The organism is Erythrobacter sp. JB1-15, from assembly GCF_057365035.1.
The window spans coordinates 1,238,234-1,258,221 of the sequence record NZ_CP200295.1 but is presented as its reverse complement, the minus strand read 5'-3'; the positions used below and the strand labels follow the sequence as shown (position 1 = coordinate 1,258,221).

Genomic DNA, 19,988 nt, shown 5'->3' with positions numbered 1-19,988 from the left:
AACACGCAGATTGACGAAGGCGCGGCCAAAATGCCTGCGCCTTGCACAGTGAAGTTACCTAACGGACTAACGATGATGAAACTTATATCCTCCCGCATAAGCGGTGCCAAACTGGCGGCAACATTCATGGCTGGCCTTGCTGTGCTTTCAATGCCTGCTTCGGCCAATGCACAGGTCCAATACGGCCAGAAAATCAGCAACAATCTGCGCGCCTGCTCTCCCGGCGCGGGGCCGGCTGTGCGCGTAACCATTCGCGGGGTTAAAAGCTCATCAGGCAAAGTGCGCCTGCAAAGCTACCGCGCAAACAAGTCGGAATGGCTGGCCAAAGGGCGCTGGATCAACCGGATCGAAGTGCCTGCGCGCAAAGGCACCATGACGATCTGTATGCCGGTACCAAAAGCGGGCAGCTATGCGATCGCCGCGCGCCACGATGCCAATGGCAATGGCAAAACCGATATCACATCGGATGGCGGCGCGATGTCGAACAATCCCTCGATCAACATATTCAATCTGGGCAAGCCATCGGTCAGCAAGACCCAATTTACCGTGGGCGATACCGTAAAGAAGATGACGATCAACATGCTCTATATGGGCTGATCCAGCCGGTCAGCGATTGCGGCGGTGCTGCCACAGTGCGCGCGCCGCGCTGGGTGCCGCAAGGATTGGAAAACGCTCTGCCAGTGGGCCAACTTTCATCTCGCGTCCGGTATGCCGTTTGATCTTCCACGCAGCATAGCGCGCGGCGCCTTCGAATGTCGTCGTCGCTTTAGCCAGCCGGGCAAGATTGAGCGGTTTTCCCAGCCGCTGACGCCGCTTCCACCAGTTGAGAATGTCCCGCCGCTCACCCGCTGAAAGGTGCGGAGTGATCTGCGCGCCATCGGCCTCAAAACCAATGCCCGCCGCATTAAGCGCCTCGGGCAAAAGTCCATCGAAATGGCCCGCGTTTTTGCTGAGAATGTCCTCCTCACGGCCCGGCTTTTCAACGCGCAATTCCGCCTTGTAAGTCGCTTGGAACAGCGCGCGCCAATATGCGCTTTCCCCGCCTGATGCCGGCCCCAAAGCTGCTGCCAATCGCGCCGCTGTTTTGCAGGCTGCACTAATGGCATCAGCGACCGATCCGCGCGCTTTCTCATCCGCCGCCCAGATCAGCGCAGATGGCTGGACAAAACGCGCCCAGATGGTCGTATCGATCAGCTCGCCTGCGGCGGCTTTCGCAAAGGTATCGAGCGTCATTTCCGCGACTTTGGCGCGCAAATCACACCCAGCGATAGTGCGCTCATGATAGCTGACGCGCGGCCAGATGCGCGGTTCATCGCCGCCCCGGTAAAGCAGGTAGAAATCAATCACACCTTCAAGCTCGCCCGTGCGCAGGTTTGATCCGTAAAACAGCACCGCTGCGGCGCCGCGTTTCTCCGCAAGAACATGCGCAAACTGCGCCGCCTGATCTTGCACCGATACATCCAATTGCCCGGCAATTCGGGCGGAGAGAGGCGATGCGTCTGTCATGGCGAACGGCGTGCTTAAGGGGTCACGAAGCGCAGGTCAGGCCCTGATCCAAGCGTGTAATCACCCGCTGGAAAGGATTCGCCATCCATAACAAACGGCTCTTCAAGCGACAGAGAAAGGCTGGACGCTGCCAATTGGTGGATGCCGCGCGATCGCAGGCCCTTGGTCATATAGCCTGCAAGAACAAACGGAATGAGTGCGGTCGTCCGGCGAGATATCTGATCAATCGCGACCAGTTTAAACTGAGCGGCACCGGCCTTTTGCACCGTGCCAAACGGGTTGATGCCTGCAGGCATGTTTTCAAGGCTGGAGACGAACAGCAATTGCCGCCTGTTTTCATCGCCATGCCCGCTATGGCCCAAAGGTGCCTTGTCCGGCCCAAGGCCGATTTTCATCACCGCGCCTCTGCGCCACACATTGGCGCGGCTGGCGGTTAAAGACTGAATAAGCGCCCACAGCGCGGTGCTGGCCACCGCCATGCTGTTGAATGCGCCCAGCCGGTGGGCAGATTGCCCAGCCTGCGTAGCTTTGGTGAACGCGCCTGCCCCCAAAATAAAGCCGAAGACGGGGTTCTCACCCTTGGCGTTGCGAGTGATCGCCAGCGGACGCCGTTCGGCGAAAGACCCTTTGCAATAAGCATCTTTTGCATCGGCCAATCCCCATTCCGGCGGAATATCAAGATCATGCGCCAACGCATTCGTCTTTCCGCGGGGCAGAACCGCCAATGCTGGCCAGTTTGCGCCAAACACCGCATGGCCGCAGGTCAGCACATCGCGCACAGTTCCATCGCCGCCATCGATGACCAGCAGATCAATGCCCTGCGCGGCAAAATTTGCCAAAGCTTCAGGCAAGGCTGATCGATTATCAGGCTGCGCGATATGGATATTGCTTCCCAGATCTTGCTTGAGCCTCGCCTCAGCCTCGGGGCAATTGCGATTGCGGTGGCTGCGCGGATTGTAGATCACTCCGACCTTTGGCGCTGTTTCGCAATCAGGCGCTCCGCGCGCTGACCCGCGCTGCGCTGCCTCAGGCGTATGGCCGCGCACAACACGACCGCTCATCTGCCAAACAGGCAGCGGCGCAAAGTCGTAGATTGTGCTGGACATAGCGGTCCTCAAAAGATCCTTTGTTCATCAATCAGCAGCGCGCCAATGACACAATTGCGAAATTCTGTCATATATATGTTCGGTAAAACGCAAGTTCCAACCGCTAAGCTGCGTTTTTAGGCGGGTAGCACGCCTGCAATTTAACCAACGTGACATTATTGCACTTGCGGGGGCAATTCAATTCTCCCTTTTACAAGCGATCACTGCGCTCTAGGCTGAACGCATGCTCACACAAACGCTCCTTGATGCCGCGCGCGGCCATGCCGATCAGATCACGTCTTTGCGCCGGGCAATCCATGCCGAACCCGAATTGGGCCTCGAATGCCCGTTGACCATGGCGAAAGTCCGCGATGCCCTGTCCGATCTGCCACTGGAATGGCGCGAAGGCAGCTCGACCACGGGCGCGGTCGCGACCCTGAGGGGCGGCAAAGCAGGCGTGCACGGCCGCCGCGTGCTGCTGCGCGGCGATATGGATGCGCTGCCGATGGAGGAAAAGACAGACCTCGCCTTTGCTTCCACAATTGCAGGCCGGATGCATGCCTGCGGGCACGACACGCACACGGCCATGCTGACAGGGGCCGCGCGTATTTTGTGCGAGCGGCGCGGTGATCTTGCCGGCACGGTCGATTTCATGTTCCAGCCGGGCGAAGAAGGCTTTCACGGCGCGCGCTATATGATCGATGATGGCCTGATTGATCCGCTGCCCGATGCCGCCTTTGCCTTGCATATCATGCCCAATGCGCCTTTTGCGGTGATTGCAGGAAGGCCAGGGCCGCTGATGGCGGCGGCTGATCAATTCACGATCACAGTGACCGGCAAAGGCGGCCATGCCTCCATGCCGCATGATTGCGCCGATCCCGTCCCGGCAGCCGCCGCCATCGTATCGGGATTGCAAACAATGGTGACGCGCCGGTTCAAAGCGACCAGCGCGGTGGTGGTAACTGTCACCCAAATCCATACAGGGACAACGCACAATATCATCCCCGACAGCGCTATGATTGCAGGCACAATCCGCACCCTGTCAGCAGAGCACCGCGCCAAAGCGCACGAAGTCATTACCCAAACCGTCAAAGCCATCGCGGCAGGCCACGGCGTTTCGGCCCAATGCGAAATTGACCATGGCTATCCCGTCACTCTCAACGATCCGCGCGCGGTGAAATTGGGCGAAAAAGTCGTGCGTGCCATGGGCGATGAAACCGGATGGAATGATCTGGAAGACCCGATCATGGGGGCAGAAGATTTCTCATACGTGCTTGAAAAAGTGCCGGGTGCGATGTTTTTCCTCGGCGTTGCAAAACAGGGCGATCACGATTGGCGCTGCGCTTGCTCGCTCCACAATCCTCGCATGCATGTCGATGAAAGCGCCATGCCGCACGGCGCTGCGATGCTGGCAGGATGCGCAGCCGAGTTTCTTGAAAACGGGTTTTGACAGCAGGCGGGGCACTGCCAGCGTTCAGTCTTGGCCGCGCAGAACTGACAATCCACAGATATTACCGCAATCCGCCCCAGTCATGCGGTAAGCAATCTTCAATTTGGCGCGCCCATACGGCACCGTGCAATCACGCAGCGTGCGAAGGGGGCTGTCCGCCAATGAAGCCGGGCAACATCACAATCGAAGATGTCGCCAAAGCGGCGGGCGTGTCCCGCCAAACAGTGTCGCGCGTCATCAATGCCCAGCCCAATGTTCGCCCTGCTGTGCGCAAGCGGGTGGAAGAAGCGATTGCGCAGCTCGGCTATGTTCCCAATCTTGCTGCGCGGCGAATGGGCGGGGCACGCAGCTATGTCATCCTTGCCGCATTTGAACAGGACGCCGTGGGCCGGGATATGGGACGGTTGCCGCTCGATACCATGATGCTGGAAGGTATGCGGGCATGCACCCCGCATGGGTACAGCCTGCTGTTTGAAGAGGTTGCCCCCGGCTCTGGCAGCGCCGATCAAGCCGCCACAATCATCCGCGCGCTAACCTCGCTTAAACCCGATGGCGTGATTTTGTGCCCTTCGCTTGAAGAGAATGTCGATATTCGCAATGCGCTGTCAGAGCGCGGTATTGCAGCCGATTATCTGGGGCAACGCAGCGAATTTGGGCGTATGATACCCGGCCTTGATGATGCAGCCTTTGGCGAAGCCGCAGCCGAACATCTGCTCACCCGCGGCCACCGTCAGATCGGTTTTCTCAGCGGCCTGCATGATACAATGCGCTCCGGCAGGCGGCTGGCCGGATATCGCCGGGCGCTGGTCAAAGTCGCCAGCCGCGCGCATGGCCATTTCATGTCCGAGGTACCCTTGCGCTTTGACGAAGCGCTCGAGATGGCGCGCACCTGGCTGACACCAACCATTCGCCCGACCGCGATCATCGCCGAAACGCAGGAAACCGCGCTGGCTGTGCTGCGCGCGGCTGCGCAGTTGTCGATCAAAGTCCCAGATGACCTGTCGGTTCTGGTTCTGGATGATCAGCCGGGCCTGGCGCTGGCTCAGCCTGCGCTCACGGTGCTGCATCAGGCCTATGCCGAACATTTTGCGCAGTCGTGCACCCGGTTGATGAAACGGGTCGAAAAAACCGGCGATCCAGACGCGGATATGCCGCGTGATGATGGATTTGCCCTGATTGAACGTGGCAGCATCACCAGCGCCCCGCGCGGGCGGTAATTGGCGAGCCTGCCGCCCGGCAAAATGCTGCCGGGGCGGCATGATCTGACCCCGCGCCCTTTCCCAAAAACCCCTGCTATGGCGGAAATCTGATGCTGGCATGGCTCTTGCTCCAACAGCTTCATGCCTTTCACTCCGCAACCCGCGCATCCCGCAATCGCCCGCGTGCTGTTCTACATTCCCGTAGTGACCCCGTGGTGGTTTGCCGAGGTGATCTTCCCACTCATTCAGGCCATGTCCAAAGCGCACGAAGTGCACGTAATGGCGCCCCCGCAATGGCGCGGCACGGGATTGGGGGCGGGGCAAGGTCCCTTGATTGAGCGAGCCCGCGGCGTGTTCTGGCATTTGCTCGACGGGCCAAACCACCCGCAATTGCGCGTGGATGCGAGCGAAGATGCAGCGCTGTTGGATTTCGTCAACGCATTGGCGCCCGATCTTACCCTGTGCCGCTCTGCCGATGTGAAGGCGCCCGCGCGCTTTCCTGGCGTGGTCAAGCATATGATGGAAGGGGCTGCACCGCCGCTCAAAAGCGGAGTCAATCGGATCAGGCTGGCAGACACTTTGCTCGATTACGGAATGATGCCGGATTTCACATCCGAAGAGGCAGCGCGGCTCGATGCGATCGGCGATACGCTGTGGGCCGATCAGGTGGAGCCGCTGATCCGGTCGCTCCCCAGCCGCGCGCAATTCTGCGGCGAAAATGGCCTGCCGCAGGATCGCAAGATTATCGCGCTGCCGCTGGAATATGAGCATCCGGAAAACTTCTTCACCCAGCATCTGCCCTTTGCCGGCAATGCAGCCATGGTGACTGCCATCGCACAGTGTATTCCCGATGATTGCGTGCTGGCACTGACGCAGCATCCTTTGAACGAGCTTTATGCCAATATCCTGCCCGTCAACGCCGCGATTGCCGCCCAGGATGAGCGCGTCGTCTTGCTGGAAAGCGGTCCATCGCAAGGCCGCCGGACATTGGAATTGAGCCTGCATTGCGACGGAATGATCGTGGGCAATTCGAAAAGCTGGGCCCCCTGTGCCGCTTTCGGCAAGTCGGTGGCCCGCTTGTCATCGTTTCGGTCGGGCGCATGGATCAACGCCTATGACGCGGCAGAGCCAATGATCGCCGATATCCGCGCGGCAAGCGCGCGCGTGCCCGATGCGCAAATGACGCGGCGCTGGTTCGCCTATCACTACGCAAATTGCGTGTTTGCCCCCAGCGATCCTGCGCTCAGCGCCGCGATGATTGCCGATTACGCGGTGCGCCCGCACCGCCCCGATAGGTGGGAACAAGTGATCGAGAATTACCGCGCGCAATTTGCACCAAAGGCCGCTGCTTAACCTGACCTATGCGCTTTACCTATGCGCCTCACCCAAGGAAACCTGCACCATGATTGATCTCGGCATAGTTGTCCCCGCACGGCGCGGCAGCTCTCGCATCAAGGAAAAGTGCCTGCTGCCCTTTGGCGATCAAAGCAGCCTGATCGAATGGAAGCTATCCCAGCTGATCAAAGTGATCGAACCGCATCGCATCTATCTTTCCAGCGAAGATGACGAATTCTTGCAGCTGGCTGATGGCTTCGGCGTCTCGCGCCACCACCGTGACCGCGCGCTTGCCACCGGGCATGATGCGCCGTTTTGCGATGTTATCACTGGCATTGTGCAGCACATCCCGCATGAACACATCGCCTGGGCAACAGTCGTATGCCCGCTGATGTCGCCTGCCCAATATGCAGCGGCGTTTCGCGCTTATGAAGCGCATGCGGTGAACGGCTGCGCAGATTCACTCGTGGGCGTAAACCCGGCCAAGGATTATTACTGGTCCGACACTGGCGCGCTCAATTACGAAGCGAGCCGCAATCACACGATCTCGCAAGATCTGCCCAATTGGCACCGCGTCACCAACAGCCTCTATATTGCCCCGCGCTCGCTAATGCTGGAGCGAGAATACTTTCTGGGAGAAAACCCACACTTGTTCGAGCTGCCAAAACTGGCCGGGATCGATATCGACTACATCGAAGATTACCGCATCGCACAGGCGCTATATGCAGTGTATCACGAAGATGGCTTAGACGATATGCATCAAACATATCCCGAAAAAGCAGCATAGACCGAAACAATGGCGCACCCGAGAGGATTCGAACCTCTGGCCTCTGCCTTCGGAGGGCAGGATTCTGGAATACTGAGGGATCCCAAGGGAAACTGAATACACTGTTATTGATGGACTTTTATTCTCAGGTGTGCCCATTTGTCCCTCGAGGTTTTTCATATTTTTTTCATATGGAGTCTTGGGCGACAATGGCCGACCTTTCGAAAGTGGGAACGCGCGAGCGACTGAAGCCCAGAAAGGGCAATGAGCCCTATTGGCACCGACTGCAGGCGGGTTGTTTCATCGGCTATCGCCCTTCTTTGAAAGACAAACACGGGAAATGGCTCGCCCGGGTCTATGATGAAGACAAGAAGGGATATGAACGCAAGCCGCTAGGCGACTTTGGGCATCTCGACGGGAACAAGCGGTTCGCCGCAGCAAAGACTGAGGCAGAACTTTTCAAGCAGGTCATCGACGCGGGAGGAAATGCCGCCCCGCGAGTTCAGACTGTAGGAGATGCGTGTCGTCAGTATGCGGCAACAAAGGATGAAGCCGAGGCGCGCTTTAGGCGGTACGTGTATTCCCAGCCGGTTGCAAAGGTCCGCCTCGACAAGCTTCGGAAGAAGCATCTGCAAGAGTGGCGCGAGTGGCTTGAGAGCCAACCTGCACAAGTTAGCCGTTCAAAGACAGGGGCCCAAAAGTCGAGGGAACGAGCCCCGTCGACAGTAAACCGCGACATGGCAGTACTGCGTGCCGCCTTAAGCAAAGTCATCCCCAAGGGTGCACCCAACACCCCAGCGGCGTGGCAAGAAGCCATCACTGCGATCAAGAACGCGGATGGCAGACGCCGAACCTATCTAACCAGAGAAGAGCGCGCTGGCCTGCTTAATCACATCGATGAAGAAGCGGAGCCCTTCTTCAGGGCATTGTGCCTCCTCCCTATTCGCGTTGGCGCACTAGCCGCTCTTTCCGTCAGAGATTTCGACTCTCAAACTATGGAGCTGACCATTGCCAAGGATAAGGCTGGTGAATCACGCAGGATTGAGGTTCCTACTGAAGTCGCCAAGTTGCTCTCCGAGCAGATGTCCGACAAACTTCCAACTGCACCTTTGTTCATGAGAAGAGACGGTAGCCGCTGGAATCGTCATACGTGGAAGAGACCAATGGCAATGGCCGCTAAAGCGGCAGGCCTTCCTCCTACTGCGACAGCCTACACGCTTAGGCACAGCACAATCACGGATCTTGTCAAAGCGAAGCTACCGCTGCTTACGATTGCCCAAATCTCTGGGACCAGCGTTGAAATGATTGAAAAGCACTATGGTCATCTAGCCAATGAGGCAGCTGTTGAAGCGCTCGGGACACTTGTGCTTTAGTCGACCAAATACTCGTACGGATTTTTGGTCTGATTGAGCGAAATGTGGAAAGCAAGGCCGAGATTTTCGCTATTTCAATATTATTTTTCAAATGCTTATGGCTCTGGGACAACTGCCTCGATGGCTTTTGGTATGGCCAAAAAGTTTTTGGTCTCTTTTGGGTCATTGAGGGCACGAAATCGCGGGAGCTTGCCTATCCGATTACGGTGTCCCCACCCTCGTGCAGGTCCACATGATCGTAAAGCGGAGTTTCGTCTATTTGGCGCGCGGCCTCAATCTCTCCACGCGCCCAATCGCGCTCATCAATACCCGGAATGTGAGGCGTAAAACCTCGCTGATTCATGAAGCTAACGCTTTGGTCATTGCTCTCAAGGTCAATCAGGTTGTTCTGTAGACTTTCCGCATTGCTTTTGACTTTGTCTTCATATTCAACCTCTGAGCCATCAAGCAAAATAGTCGTTGTTTTCTCGACGCCGAAGAATACGAGGCCCGGCAATCCCCCCACCTTTGCAAGGCCTCCGAAGAATGCTCGAACCCCGAATTTAATTGCTCCTATTCTTTCAAAAGCTCGCGACCGGGAAGCTAGCTGTAGCTCTTGCTGTCGCAGGGTGGCACGCGTCCTTAAGAGATCGGACCGCTTCCGAAACTCAACGTCGTATTCCATCGGCCAAGCTACCTTGTGAATTCGATCTCGAAGAGGACGAGCAAATCTAGCACAGGATCACTGTCATGATCTCTTCCGCTCCACCCAAGCTGGATGGTGCCATTTGGCTTAAGATTCAACCAGCGGGGATCAGTTAACCAAACGACTTGCGACTTTCGCGGCGTCATTGTGTCATGCTCAAAAACAAGAGTGCCAGCATCAGCCGATCCGAACTTCAATCGCTTGATGGTCTTTCTCGTTTTGTCGGCCCTATCCAAATCCCAAAGTCCATCCAAGAAAGCTTCGCGATCATCTTCTGAAAGCATTATTCTTGCTCGCCGGGCGCTATCGCCTAGGAAACGCGGAATCGTCAGATATTCGACGTAAGTACGGATCCGGACACTATGAGATCGACCCAGATAGTAGTCGCTCTCCCCAGATCTGCTCCTTGTTTGTGTGGATCTGGTCTTCACTGCGGTTCCGACCCTCTTGATCCGCGAGTTTTTGGGAAAACCAAAGTGTGAGAGATCGATGTAGACAGGAAGCTGTTTGAATTTCCTTTCCTGATCCTCAGGTCTGCCATGGAACACATCTTTGCGGGTTACGCGGCCTTTGTCATCGACTGGCGCTCTGAGCTCCACATCAACAAATGAGGAAGCATTCCTGTACATCAGCTCTCGAGCATATGCATCTCTGACACTAATGGTGACGACTTTCCTCTGAGCCTTTGCCCCCCACGCGCGTTGCAGCTCGACCAGTTTCCGCAGGGGCTCTCGGAATACAGAGACAGGGTCTTCCGTTCGGTAGACTTCCGCAGAATCGATATCATCGGGATAGCTCGCTTCGAACAAGACGCGACCACCTTTCTTGGCGGCCAGAGTGTACTTCATCAGATCGGCGAGCTTATGACCAAGTCTGAGCAAAAGGCCCTGCTTGATTTCATTGAATTGAAGACCTTTGGCCAAGCTACCGTGTCGATCTTTCGCGTCTACGGATGCCCCTGAAACTTCGAGCTGGCTCGCAATATAGTTTGCATGCATTTCGGTATAGTGGTGCTCTCTCAGCTCCAGTCGCAATCCTTCTAGCGCATCCAAAGCGGAAAGAGCGGCAGCCAAATTCTCGTCGAAATGCAGAACATTGATGTCTTCGAGCGCGTCAGCGCCGAGGTATCGCTCTTCAAAGAGCCCTTCGCCCTCGCCGCTCTGGTCAAGAGGTTTCAACGGGCGCGCAGTCTGAAGCAGGCCCCCATCTGCTGCAATGGATTGCGACACCCTGTCGTCATCTGCGGTTCCGCCTCAAAGGCAAAAGCCTTTAGCAACTCATCTAGCTTCTTGCAGTTTCACCTCAAACAAATAGGCAGCAGAAACCTTCGTGTTTTGCCGCCAAACAACATAGCAACATCGCCCTCGCGCTAACTATGACCCACCAGCTGTTTTTCGAACTGCTCGATAAAGACCTCGCTGGCATATTGCTCACCGGACAACTGACCTAGCTCACTTCGAATTCCTTCGATGCTGTGCTCTCCCACTCCACGGAAGAGCCGGAAAAGTGCCATTGCACCGGTCGATCGCTGCTCCCATATCGGAAGTACGATAGTCTCGGTCCCACCATCTGAGAAACCCCAACTGCGTGGCGGAAGATGAGGCACTGGGTCGTTGGATTTCTGGAACATGTAACGCCGCGATTGTTCGGCTTGATGCGCCGACGCGAAGCGAGGAGAGGCAAAGATGTAGGGCGTTTGCACATTCCCTTGATCGGGCCATTGCTGACACAAAATGGCGGCGACGGCCCCTCCCAAAGAGTGCCCTGTAAAGTAGACTCTCTTGCCTTTGCCTATGAGTCCTTCAAGTTCTGACAGCACCTCATCAGCTTCGAGAGCGAACCCCTCATGGTAGAAGCCCGCTGCAGACTCGTACTTCGCGGCATTGAGATCGATGAGCCAATCAGTTAGCGAGAACATGTAGGTCCCTCTGACGGCAACAATGGCAAAATCGTTGCCTGCGATGGTGATGTAGATGTAGCCTCGGCGCTCGAGAAAACTCACCTGCAGATCTGGCAGCACGGCCCCATCGACAACGTCGACGCTTTTCTTGTGATCTAACAGGAAGCGCTGGGTGATTGAGGGTTCAAAGACGCCGTGCCTCACCGCTTCCTCACGCTCCCTTTGCGAGAGCTTCCAATAGATAACCTCGCTTAGACGGGCCATGACATAAGCGGTCTTTAAGTCCCAACCCGTTGGTCTTGGCTGGCGACATACATGCCATAGATCGCTGGAAAGGCTCGCAAGCGGATTGTTGGCTTTCGGAACGGTCAATTCGTTTGAAGGGGCGACCGAGGCAACTGGGTGAAGAGCGGTATCCAGCTCATGTCGCTTGCTCTCCAACCGCACTTGTAGATCGGCGATTTTGGCTCGCAGTACTTCGTTCTTACTTTCAAGCTCATCGCATTTCTCTGCGAGGCTAGTAACCTCATTCGCAAGCCTAACCCTAACCCTCTCAGCCTGCAGCAGCTCATCGCCTAGATCACTAAAGTCGACACCCTCCTTTTCTCTCAAGAAGAGATTTCGCAAGACAAATTCCCTGCCGTCCTCAGTCTCTTGACTCTCCTCGAAATCCGCCAAGATGGCGGCCAACTCCTTGATCTTCTCTGCGCGACGTTCATCATTCATCTTGCTTGACCGTTCGACCGAATTTCTTCGCGATGAACCATAGCCATTAGCGCTTCGCCTTCGTTGGAACGCCTAGTGCCGTTGGCAATCTCTCGTTGGCCAAGTTCTCCAATGCGGCCAAACCTGATTTGAACTCATCTAGGGTCCCAGCACCATCGGCCAAAAACATACAAATACCCTGAGCTATCTCTAGCATTGGGGGATCGTCGTCAGCATTAGGTTCGATAGCTCGGAACGCTTGAGTAAGGTTTGCCTTGTGTGCTTTGAGAGAATTGGTTCCTTGGTGTGCGACCTCGTCACGCAAGTCCTGAAATGCCTTTAGCACCCCATTGAGTTTTGCTGCATCGGCCGGATCCTTTTGCCACAGTGCACAAAGCAACTTGGACTTGTGAGCGAAACTGAGCCTAGGCTTGCCTCGCAAGATCATATCGGGGTTGGGCAGGAACTCTCGCAGTACCACCTCAAGCTCATGTTCGACAGCAGCATGGAATGTCAGAACCTCGATGGCAAAGGTGTCGAGCTCCTCGCCGCGTTCCGCGACTCTGAGGAGTCCGCCAATTCCATCATAGTCAGCGCCTGCCACGATCAGGCCTAGCCCGAGGTCATCTTGAGGAAATCTCTGATCGCCCAAGCATCTTGGACGTCGTGAGCGATCTTTCTGGCAAACGCGCTTTCATGATCGCCGTGTGATACGCCAATTTTGGTGCGCATATACCGGCCCATCTCATCAGCATTGAAAGCTTCCTCGCCCACAATCTCTTTCAGAGCCGTGAGGAATCTCTGGCGATCATAGTCGTGATTGGAATGCCATGTTTCATGCCCGAGATAGTGATCGAATGCGGAGTACATCGAAAGCGCCTCCTTAGGTCAAGTTTCAATTCTATTTGAGAAAAGTAAGAACATCTTGTGAACCATATTTGATTATTGACGGTAGATTATACGGTTTTGAGGCCAAGACAATGATTCATGGGTCGCCTGTCTAATGCAGTGCAAATACTATCATCACATCTATATTCGTATTTTCTGAATTTGTTGTCGAACTCTAGGGGCCCGAAATATGGCAAAGAATGTCGGTGCAAATTCGAGAAAGCGCGAGGACTTCAGGCGATCGACACCTTGTTATCATGCGCTTTTTCAGTAGCTTGCATGATTCTCGAGATTAAGCCTTTGGGCGGCGGTATGGCCCTAAAACTGTAGGTGCCTACGTTCGTCAACGAGGCAACAGTTGAAGCGCTAAGCACGCGTGCACTCTAACTCGCAAAAATGTCATACAGATTTTTGGTAGGATAACGCAGAACAAGGGTGATTGAGAACGACTCACTCACAGATTTATCTATGTTATTCATATTCTTATTGAACCGACATGGTGAGCAATTTTAGTTTTGGTCTTGCTAGAAAGTTTTTGGTCGTAAGCGTGCCAGGAGCAGCATCGCCAACGTCGTTGCAAGCTAGTGATCAAGGTCAAGCGGTTTGTACGCTTGACTACCCTTCCAAGTCCGCTTGGCGAATTCAATATCATCAACTTCGACGTTCATGATCGTAGTTACGACATTGTTGCTTGGATTGATCCCAACCGCAACCCGATCACCATCTGGGCCAATCCAGTTAGTGGAGACTGCGGTAAATGACTTATGCTCATGGCTCCAGAAAGGGCTGTGATTTTCTAGCGCTTCCCTTATTTGATCCTTCGTGTAGCCTCGCTCAGCTATTCGCTTTTGGGCGTGATAGCTAAGCACGAAATCATCTAGGTCGTCACCATCGACCACTTTTGCAAAGCCGTATACTTCATCCACCTTGTCGGCAGGAATCTCGTGCATGCTTCGGAAAACTTTACCAGCACGACCTCCTTTGCTGCCCAAGCCGCCTGTCAGCACTCCGATGGCTGCGGACACCCTACTTAGGGTATCAAGCTCGGCCCCGGTAAAAAGATCCTTGCCAGTTACTGCTTCGTATACGTCGCGGCCCCATGAAATCCCCGGGAGAAATGCAGATGCGACATCCATCACACCTACTGCCATATCTATTGCAGCCTGTGCCGCTTGAACGTCGCCTTCGAATAGCAACTCAGCCGCAAAATTCCGAAGGGTATCCCCGGTGTCTAAGACTCGCCCTCGACGCGCGGCGAATCGGCCACCGCTCCCCAATTCACTCCTGAGGGCTGCAGAGCCTTGCTCGTAGGCTTGGTGGGCGCGCCTATAGCGGCTAATTCGGTTATGAAGAGTAGCTTCGGGCAATTCGCCTAAGCTGCTAAAAGTATGACGGACTAAGCTCTCATCTTCGCGTACAACAGTTGCATCAATGCTTGTTAACTCGCCGGATTGGAAATAGCGCAGAGCTCTTGAATCTGTTTCCAGAGCGGAGTGCAAGTTTCTTGCGTGCGAAGGTGCCAGCCTCTGGCCCTCCAGCCACTTCATATTCGATCGAATAGCTTGGGACTGCTCAAGAAGGTCTGGTGTATTCGCTAACTGGCGTTCAGAGCGTTCTGCCTCTCGGACCCTTTGGATGCTTGCTATATCACTTGAGTCGAAGCGATCAGCTTTGGCCCGTACCCCCAGAACTTCGGGTATGCTGGTTTCAATCTTGGCGCGAGGCAAATTGGGAAGACGAAGATCCACGCCCCCAACAGACGCCATCAAGTTCGCCAATGCAGTGGAATCGGCAACACCTTCAGCAAATTCTTGTATGGCTTGCTGATGTCGCTGCAAGTTAGCAGCCTCCCGCGATTGGAACTGCAGTTCCATTTGGCGGTCCTCATCGCCAGCAGTCTGCAACCTTTGCCCCAGCTCCACCAGTGCGCTTTTGTTATTCTCACGCCATTCATTGAAACCAGTACGAGCGACCGAGTAGCCCCTAATCAACCGCTGCACACGCAACTCAATGTTGCTTTTGGTCCTATCTATCGAGTCGCTAGCCCGCCTAGCATCGGAGCTGTAACCTCCATCTCCAACTCCACCGAGAATGTCCGCAGTAGGTCCGCCTCGTGATCGAAATCGATCACGATAGCGTGCACCAAGCGAGTGCGTTAGGCATACAGTCACGTCGCCCTCCTGGGCCAACGAGCAAAATCCTTCATTTAGAGCGAGGGCATTTGCCTTCTGAGCATCGGCTTTGGCAGTAATTTCAAATGGCCTCTCAAGCCAATCTGAACCGCGCGAAATACTTAGCTTAAGCTTCTCACTTTCCGCATCGACAACTTTGAGGCTTAGTTCCACGTTCTTTGTTGTGCCCAGTTGGCCTTGTGCCAAGAGATTCAGCTCGTCTTGCGCCTTTGCTGCGTTCGCATCGCTTAAGTCCAAAAGATCATGGGCAGGTACGGTGAAAGCCAAGCTTCGAAGGGCAGCAAATTGTTCTCTGGCAAAAGCCAACCCCTCTCGATGCACTTCTCGCGCTTCTAAACCGACAGCATCTGGTTTTGCAGAAAGAGCCAAAACACGATTGCTAGCTACTGCCGTATTCACTGCTCGAATGCCAGCAACAATTCGAGTCAACGCAACTTGGGCACGCAATTCCGCAGGGTCCAACCCATGCGCCAAGCTGTCCTTAATATATGATATCTTCCCAGTAGTTAGCACAGATGATGCAGCGGCGGCTCTAGATGCGTTCGCTGCAAACAAGCGATTGAATCGCTTTCTGATGCTATCCAAGGCGTCTTGCGTTTGACTACTTATGTCTCTGAATTCCGCTATAGATTTTTCATCGGCAGCGGAATAGATCTCCCATTGCTTTTCAAACGTGACCAACTTCTCTGGCAGAAGATCAAAAGCCTCTCCCATACGCTTTTTTTGCTTGTCGAACTTACTGCGACAGTCGGCATCGACCACTAAGCCAGCAATGACCATGATTGTGCCGCCGACAATAGCGTAAGGATTGCCGCCACTATTGAGCAGGACAGAAAGACCTGCTTGGATCAGTTCGTTACTGCCATCTGACGCAAAGTCAGTCTCCTGGAACTCTCCGTCTTCCGTGAATGTTACGCCGACATAGAAGCCATAGCGATCATTCAGTGTTTGAGCCGAGATGTCTCCCATTTCTCGGATAGATGCTAGCAGTGTTTCTCGCCCAACTCTGCGCAAACCAGCCTGAACAAAGTACTCCTTCGTGGTGGGAGATGACACCATTTCCAACAACATCTCGGCACGCTCTAGATCGGCCGCAACATCAAGAAGTCGAAAAAACGCGGCTTCCGAAGCAACCTCTCGTTCGATGGCCAGCGCTAAATCGGTCCTACCCGACGAGTCCAATTCAAGAATCGAATTCGCAATCGAACTGAGAATCTGATCAATCGCAACAATCGAAGTATGTAGCTGTTCGAAACTCACTAATCGAAAATTATAGACCCTAGACCTGTAATCCGCCTGGGCCAGGGACAGTGACTGCGCTTCGACATCATTCCTAACCCAGTCAAGAGCCTCGTCGCCGAAGCTTGGATTGCAATCAAAGCTCATTGTCAGTCCTCCTTGCCAGATTGGCAAATGCCAAGATCATTCTGGAAGGCCAAAGAACTCGCGAATTTCTTGGGCTCGCTCACCCAGAGCTGCTTCTGGAATGATGACATCACTAGGCAGCAGCCTAGCTCGGATTGCCTCCCGAACATCGGGTTCCAAAACAGTTTCTAAGGCGCTGTCGGGCACGTACTGCTTATACTCGAGTATCAATGCTTGATATAATTCAGTGTGGTACGCCGTTTGTGCAAAAATAGTCCGCTGCAGATCATTCACTGCATAGCCCGATTGTTCTGCTATCGACTGTAATTGGGCTAAGCGGACTTTTAAGTCCAGCAGTGTATTTCGGCTCGCATCACTTAGATCTCCTTGAGATAGCGCTGCATCTATCTTGATGAGTTCAGCAGCAATGTCATCGGGAGCGAAGAATGCTTGAGCACTTACCACCTCTCTAACCTGTCTGACTTGAAGATCGAGATTAGCTACCACCTCTGCTTGCTGAATAAGCAAATTTCGAACAAGGCTCGGTATGCCAGCGAGGTATGCTTCGGCAGAAGCCGCAGAGAGTTGCGCACGAGCTGTCTTAATCCTCACTTGTTCATCGGTCGAAACCTGCTCCGCGTTTGAGGGATTGGCGGTGACACGAATGGGTGTTAGCTTTGCGTAGAACTCTAAACGCTGCGCTCTGGAAGGGTTGAGGCCAAGGGGTTCAATTCGCGTTGATGGGTATCGTCTTACATCAAGGGAAAGAGAAAATACCTTAGCGGTTACTTGGTTCATCCGAACAACCGCCGCACCGAGACTACGATCGATTAGCACCGTTTCCCCTGGCCCAATTGATAAGTCAGGTGCACCTTCGCGACGTACTACGAAGCTCGCTGACGGAGGACGTTCGAAGCCAGTCTCGGTTCTAATCCGGTAATCAGTAGCAACATTTGGATTGTGGATCAAAACGCCTGGAGGACAGACCTGCCGTAGCAAACTAAAATTGCAGCCCGGAATCGCAAGCTCACCTCCAACCCTAAATGTTTGCTCTCCATTCAACCAGTCTTGGCCATCAACTAAGACCCTAATGACCATTGAGCGCACATTGGACTGCCGCAATCCAAACCTAATCCTATCGGGCTGAACTTCAGCCTCTGAAACTAGTACATTGAAGAACGCGCGTTCATTGCCTGATAACGTGAAAGGTCCCAAACATCGACTGGATTCCGAACAGTCGGCAGACCAAACCATTGCAGGGATAGAAAAAGTTCTTTCCCATTCGTACTCATCTCGAATTGCCAACAGACCTGTTTGCGACTGGTCTTTGGGTTGTGAGATGAGATCTGACTGTAACAATCTAACTGCAAATGCATTGGCGATTGGAGCCGCGCTCGCGAATGTCAAATCGGACTTTTGCCAGGGAGACGAAGTTTCCAAAGTCAACTCTGCACCAGCCCGGAGCAGTATTCTGGCTGCCTCCCACCTTTCGGTCGAGAGTGCAAAGCTCAAAGCAGTTCGGCCTAGTTGATCTCGTGCATCGCGCGTCTCCGGAATGCCCGCCAAGCGCACTAAAGTAGCAAAGTCTCCAGTTCGCACTGCCGTATGGGTAGATGTATCAATGTCGGAAGCGCGGTTAATGGCGCGGTTGAGGGCTTGACTTGTGCTTGGTTTGCGGTCTGCTAACTCTGCGATCGATCCGCCATTGGCGCGCGACAAGTTTACATCAAGACCTCTCTCAAGCAGAAACGAGATAACATCTTCGACTGCTGAATTGATCTTGGATGGACCAGTTCTAAGGCTATCTTTGTAAACCAAAGCATGAAGAACTGTGGGCCATTCTTGATGGGCTCCGTTTGGGTCCCAACCTGCCTCAATCAATGTCGCGATATTCATAGCTCGCCCCTGCTGAAGGGCTTGATAGAACGCATAATAGTCAAGATCATCTGCTGGCTCGAAACCTCTACGCAGAAGTGAACGCAACAACACCTCATTTTCATGACCAGCAGCATCTGAGAGCAAGCGCCCCCTCTTCTCAGCATCAAGAGGTAAAGGCGCATTTAGTTCGAGTAATGCCAGAGCTAAATCTGGCTCGCTATCAATATAGCGCCACGCTTGATCCAAATGCCGAAGTTCGAGCAGTTGTGGCTCTGTTCTTCCAAGGACTGTTCGTAGCGCCAGGGGCGAACGCTGCGAGATCGATCGCTCTATGGTAGCGTTTTCAATCGGCGCACCACCGTCAATGAGCGTCAATATTAGCTGACGGCTGGTTTCCTCACGAGCTATATTGCTATCGAGTACATTGAGGCCGTCGCGGGACTCTTTTCTGGCATCCAATCCGGCAGACAAAATCAGTTCGGCCGCGTGCGGAATACTTCCACCAACCAATCTCTGGTCTCGATTCTCGAAATTGCCGAAATCAGTTTGCAGCGTGTGTAGGCCGTGCAGCGCCGTTCGCCCTTCTATATCGGTCAAGTTTGGGTTCGCTCCTGCCTGCAGTAGTAGGCCAACCGCCTCCGTGGCACCAAACTGCGCCGCACTGCGTAATGGGAAGGCTCCAACTTCATCAATTCGGTTAGGGTCGGCCCCGGCCGACAACAAGGCTTGCAACATGCCTACCGCATTTCGCGACGATGCAATGTTCAGTGGCGAAAGTTGATCATTTGCTGGCGGGTCTGGCCAAGCTGCCGAATCCAGAAGGCGCTCCACAAGTTCAATGTTGCCCGCGTCAGCAGCTAAAGAGATCGCAAATCTCCCGTGCCGGTCGGGCGCATTGGGATTAACTCCTGCCTGTAACAACTGATCGACACCCCAGAGATTATTTGCCTCTACCGCCCCGACAAGTTGAACTTCTCGCTCAGTTTTTTCCGTCCAATCGTTCGGCAGCACCGAACCAAGACGCTTGGCCTCCTCGGCAAGAAGTACATCACCTCTCGTCGACGCCAACTCCCTAAGTCCTACATATTCTTCATTAGCGTCAATATCATATCCAACAATCAACATGACTTCCAGGAGTTCAAAAACCGGATCGTTTACATTTGCGGCAATAGCCCTCGGGCCCGCTTGGAAGAATGCGGAAAGAAATAGATCACTGTCGAGGTTGTCTTGTTCGCCTTTGACGAACGATTGGACCATATCGGTAAATTGGGAGGCTATATCGGGAGGCATCCTCGTCGCCAGAAAAGGAATACCCACTCCTCCTTGATCTGGAACCGGAGCTGTTGGATGAGTGAACAGCAGCTCACCCAAATCTGCTCGACTTAGGCTTATGACCAATTGCAATGAGAATTCATCAACTACAGCCCCTCTGTCTAAGAGGGCATTTGCTGCACGCCGACAGCCGCAAATGACGGCTGCATTTAGTGGTGTGAGCCCAATTCCGTCGTCAGGTTCTGGATTTATCTTGGCCCCGACGGAAATCAGCTCGTCGAATTTTTCAACCTCATCGAGCAACGCGGCGACAGTCAACTGCTCTTGCGCGCTTAGTCCAGGTTCAGCTGAAGCCTGGGTTGGGAGAAAGCCAGCAAAGAGCAAAAGGA

The 19,988-nt window shown here is 54.3% G+C and carries 15 protein-coding genes; 6 read left to right on the top strand and 9 right to left on the bottom strand.

The genetic code is table 11. From position 1 onward, the window contains the following. The first annotated feature begins 72 nt into the window (after positions 1-72). Positions 73-597 carry a DUF2141 domain-containing protein gene (locus AC0V6L_RS06065; protein ID WP_486153441.1) on the top strand — a complete coding sequence of 175 codons (525 nt, stop codon included), beginning with the start codon at positions 73-75 and terminating at the stop codon, positions 595-597. 9 nt (positions 598-606) lie between these two features. Here the strand turns inward: AC0V6L_RS06065 and AC0V6L_RS06060 are convergent, their stop codons facing one another. Then, a complete protein-coding gene (locus AC0V6L_RS06060) occupies positions 607-1,506 on the bottom strand; it encodes a hypothetical protein (RefSeq protein WP_486153440.1) in 900 nt (299 codons plus the stop codon). Between the two features lie 14 nt (positions 1,507-1,520). Continuing rightward, positions 1,521-2,612 (bottom strand): diacylglycerol/lipid kinase family protein, encoded by a 1,092-nt coding sequence (locus AC0V6L_RS06055; RefSeq protein ID WP_486153439.1) that lies wholly within the window; start codon positions 2,610-2,612, stop codon positions 1,521-1,523. Positions 2,613-2,835: 223 nt separating this feature from the next. On the opposite strand from AC0V6L_RS06055, the gene AC0V6L_RS06050 reads away from it, so the two are divergent. From AC0V6L_RS06050 to AC0V6L_RS06030, 5 genes are all read left to right on the top strand, one after another. Further along, positions 2,836-4,041 carry a M20 metallopeptidase family protein gene (locus tag AC0V6L_RS06050; RefSeq protein WP_486153438.1) on the top strand — a complete coding sequence of 402 codons (1,206 nt, stop codon included), beginning with the start codon at positions 2,836-2,838 and terminating at the stop codon, positions 4,039-4,041. 161 nt (positions 4,042-4,202) lie between these two features. After that, positions 4,203-5,258, top strand: a complete 1,056-nt coding sequence (locus AC0V6L_RS06045; RefSeq protein WP_486153437.1) for a LacI family DNA-binding transcriptional regulator — start codon at positions 4,203-4,205, stop codon at positions 5,256-5,258. A gap of 123 nt (positions 5,259-5,381) precedes the next feature. Next, entirely contained in the window at positions 5,382-6,593 is a 1,212-nt protein-coding gene (locus AC0V6L_RS06040; protein WP_486153436.1) for a hypothetical protein, read from the top strand. 49 nt (positions 6,594-6,642) lie between these two features. Next, positions 6,643-7,362, top strand: a complete 720-nt coding sequence (locus AC0V6L_RS06035; protein ID WP_486153435.1) for an acylneuraminate cytidylyltransferase family protein — start codon at positions 6,643-6,645, stop codon at positions 7,360-7,362. A gap of 188 nt (positions 7,363-7,550) precedes the next feature. Continuing rightward, the gene (locus AC0V6L_RS06030) at positions 7,551-8,714 is read left to right on the top strand and encodes a tyrosine-type recombinase/integrase (protein WP_486153434.1); all 1,164 of its coding nucleotides are present in this window, start codon (positions 7,551-7,553) and stop codon (positions 8,712-8,714) included. A 193-nt stretch (positions 8,715-8,907) separates the two neighbouring features. Here AC0V6L_RS06030 and AC0V6L_RS06025 read toward each other — a convergent pair whose 3' ends face one another. The 7 genes from AC0V6L_RS06025 to AC0V6L_RS05995 all read right to left on the bottom strand — a co-directional run bounded on the left by AC0V6L_RS06025 (position 8,908) and on the right by AC0V6L_RS05995 (position 19,983). Beyond that, a complete protein-coding gene (locus AC0V6L_RS06025) occupies positions 8,908-9,378 on the bottom strand; it encodes a hypothetical protein (protein ID WP_486153433.1) in 471 nt (156 codons plus the stop codon). A gap of 8 nt (positions 9,379-9,386) precedes the next feature. Continuing rightward, positions 9,387-10,628, bottom strand: a complete 1,242-nt coding sequence (locus tag AC0V6L_RS06020; protein WP_486153432.1) for a hypothetical protein — start codon at positions 10,626-10,628, stop codon at positions 9,387-9,389. 140 nt (positions 10,629-10,768) lie between these two features. After that, positions 10,769-12,025, bottom strand: coding sequence for a lipase family protein (locus AC0V6L_RS06015; RefSeq protein ID WP_486153431.1), 1,257 nt, complete (start codon positions 12,023-12,025; stop codon positions 10,769-10,771). Positions 12,026-12,071: 46 nt separating this feature from the next. Next, positions 12,072-12,608 carry a hypothetical protein gene (locus tag AC0V6L_RS06010; protein ID WP_486153430.1) on the bottom strand — a complete coding sequence of 179 codons (537 nt, stop codon included), beginning with the start codon at positions 12,606-12,608 and terminating at the stop codon, positions 12,072-12,074. Between the two features lie 8 nt (positions 12,609-12,616). Beyond that, positions 12,617-12,874, bottom strand: a complete 258-nt coding sequence (locus AC0V6L_RS06005; protein ID WP_486153429.1) for a hypothetical protein — start codon at positions 12,872-12,874, stop codon at positions 12,617-12,619. A gap of 599 nt (positions 12,875-13,473) precedes the next feature. Continuing rightward, on the bottom strand, positions 13,474-16,470 hold the full coding sequence (locus AC0V6L_RS06000; RefSeq protein WP_486153428.1) for a pre-toxin TG domain-containing protein: 2,997 nt from the start codon (positions 16,468-16,470) through the stop codon (positions 13,474-13,476). Between the two features lie 36 nt (positions 16,471-16,506). Next, entirely contained in the window at positions 16,507-19,983 is a 3,477-nt protein-coding gene (locus tag AC0V6L_RS05995) for an ankyrin repeat domain-containing protein (RefSeq protein ID WP_486153427.1), read from the bottom strand. Positions 19,984-19,988: the final 5 nt, after the last annotated feature.

Bases quoted from the DNA above. Each gene is read 5' to 3' on its own strand.
- AC0V6L_RS06065 (WP_486153441.1), top strand. From the start codon at position 73: ATGATGAAACTTATATCCTCCCGCATAAGCGGTGCCAAACTGGCGGCA.
- AC0V6L_RS06060 (WP_486153440.1), bottom strand. From the start codon at position 1,506: ATGACAGACGCATCGCCTCTCTCCGCCCGAATTGCCGGGCAATTGGAT.
- AC0V6L_RS06055 (WP_486153439.1), bottom strand. From the start codon at position 2,612: ATGTCCAGCACAATCTACGACTTTGCGCCGCTGCCTGTTTGGCAGATG.
- AC0V6L_RS06050 (WP_486153438.1), top strand. From the start codon at position 2,836: ATGCTCACACAAACGCTCCTTGATGCCGCGCGCGGCCATGCCGATCAG.
- AC0V6L_RS06045 (WP_486153437.1), top strand. From the start codon at position 4,203: ATGAAGCCGGGCAACATCACAATCGAAGATGTCGCCAAAGCGGCGGGC.
- AC0V6L_RS06040 (WP_486153436.1), top strand. From the start codon at position 5,382: ATGCCTTTCACTCCGCAACCCGCGCATCCCGCAATCGCCCGCGTGCTG.
- AC0V6L_RS06035 (WP_486153435.1), top strand. From the start codon at position 6,643: ATGATTGATCTCGGCATAGTTGTCCCCGCACGGCGCGGCAGCTCTCGC.
- AC0V6L_RS06030 (WP_486153434.1), top strand. From the start codon at position 7,551: ATGGCCGACCTTTCGAAAGTGGGAACGCGCGAGCGACTGAAGCCCAGA.
- AC0V6L_RS06025 (WP_486153433.1), bottom strand. From the start codon at position 9,378: ATGGAATACGACGTTGAGTTTCGGAAGCGGTCCGATCTCTTAAGGACG.
- AC0V6L_RS06015 (WP_486153431.1), bottom strand. From the start codon at position 12,025: ATGAATGATGAACGTCGCGCAGAGAAGATCAAGGAGTTGGCCGCCATC.
- AC0V6L_RS06005 (WP_486153429.1), bottom strand. From the start codon at position 12,874: ATGTACTCCGCATTCGATCACTATCTCGGGCATGAAACATGGCATTCC.
- AC0V6L_RS06000 (WP_486153428.1), bottom strand. From the start codon at position 16,470: ATGAGCTTTGATTGCAATCCAAGCTTCGGCGACGAGGCTCTTGACTGG.